Below are 1,691 nucleotides of genomic sequence, written 5' to 3'. Positions count from 1 at the left end.
GAGACGGTTACCCTGGGCATGCTCGGCACCGCCAAGCGCGTCACCATCGACAAGGACAACACTGTCATTGTCGACGGCGCGGGCGATCACGATGCGATCAAGGGCCGCACCGAAGCGATCCGTCAGCAGATCGAAGTCACCACCAGCGACTATGACAAGGAGAAGCTCCAGGAGCGTCTTGCCAAGCTTGCCGGCGGTGTTGCGGTCATCAAGGTTGGCGGCGCTTCGGAAGTCGAAGTCAAGGAGCGCAAGGACCGCGTCGACGACGCGCTGCACGCAACCCGCGCAGCCGTTGAAGAAGGCATCGTCCCCGGTGGCGGTACGGCCCTGCTGTACGCAACCAAGGCACTCGACGGGCTGAAGGGCGTCAATGACGACCAGACGCGCGGCATCGACATCATCCGCAAGTCGCTGACGGCGCTGGTTCGCCAGATCGCAGCCAATGCGGGCCATGATGGCGCGGTCGTGTCGGGCAAGCTGCTCGACCAGGATGACACGTCGTTCGGCTTCAACGCTTCGACCGACGTGTACGAGAACCTCGTTGCCGCCGGCGTGATCGACCCGACCAAGGTTGTTCGCACCGCACTCCAGAACGCAGCCTCGGTTGCCGGTCTGCTCATCACCACCGAAGCAGCGGTGAGCGAGCTTGCCGACGACAAGCCCGCCATGCCCATGGGCGGCGGCGGCGGCATGGGCGGCATGGGTGGTATGGACTTCTGACCTGGAGGTGCCTGAATTAGCGCGAGCTAATTCAGGACTCCTCAGGTCCGGACGGCGGGGCGGCGTAGCCGATCCCGTCCGACGCCAGCACCGGCTTTGCCGGTGCCAGCATCCAGACCCCCGGCCTCCATGGCTGGAAAGAGAAGCGGGCCGGAGGAGCAATCCTCCGGCCCTTTCTTTTTTGTTGCCGAACCGCTCCAATCGCCGCGTCGCTTGCCGAAATTTAACGCTTCACCGCTAGTCGCCAACCTGACCACCAGGGTGTGAGCAGCATGAACGCGGCAGTTGCCATCGACACAGTGAATGCCCGTCCGGCCTCCCCGGACCTGCGTCTCCATGTCCAGCCACCCTCAGCCGAAATCACGCCACTCGGCGCGATCGCCCCTGCCTTTGCGGCCGACTGGGACGACCTCGCCGCCAACGCCGCCGAGCCCAATGTTTTCGCCGAACGCTGGTTCATCGCCGCCAGCGCCCCGCTGCACCCCATGTCCGGCGTCCGCCAGATCGCCGTCCGCGCCGACAACCGGTTGATCGGCATCCTGCACGTCGCGCAAGCCACCCACTATGGCCGCCTGCCCATCGCCCATGTTGAAAACTGGCTGCATTATCACAGCTTCCTCGGCGGCCCGCTGCTGCGTCGCGGCTACGAACAGGCCGCATGGACCGCGATCCTCGAAGCACTCGACGCTGACCGCCACGCCACCGGCCTGCTCCACTTCACTGGCCTCGTCGAGCACGGCCCGGTCCATCACGGCCTGCTCGCCGCAACCGGCGCGCTGGGGCGTCCCTGCCCCACCGGCCACCGCATCGACCGCGCCCTGCTCGACAGCGACCGGTCGCCCGAGGCCTATTACACCACCACCGTCCGCAAGAAGAAGCGCAAGGAACTCGGCCGCCTCCAGTCCCGCCTCGCCGAGCTGGGCAAGGTCACCACCCACCGCCTGAGCGACATCAACCAGCTCCCCGCCTGG

2 protein-coding genes are annotated in these 1,691 nt (G+C 66.2%); both read left to right on the top strand.

The window, feature by feature from the left end; all coding sequences use genetic code 11:
- The coding region (locus tag U1769_RS24855) for a TCP-1/cpn60 chaperonin family protein (protein WP_332720844.1) at positions 1 to 720 on the top strand (720 nt) is incomplete at its 5' end.
- 272 nt (positions 721 to 992) lie between these two features.
- Positions 993 to 1,691 (top strand): GNAT family N-acetyltransferase (locus U1769_RS24850; RefSeq protein ID WP_443030454.1); only part of this gene is annotated, 699 nt, incomplete at its 3' end.

Origin of the sequence: Parasphingomonas zepuensis (assembly GCF_036663735.1) — a bacterium.
Taxonomy (GTDB): Bacteria; Pseudomonadota; Alphaproteobacteria; order Sphingomonadales; family Sphingomonadaceae; genus Sphingomonas.
This window is presented reverse-complemented; position numbering and strand designations above follow the sequence as displayed.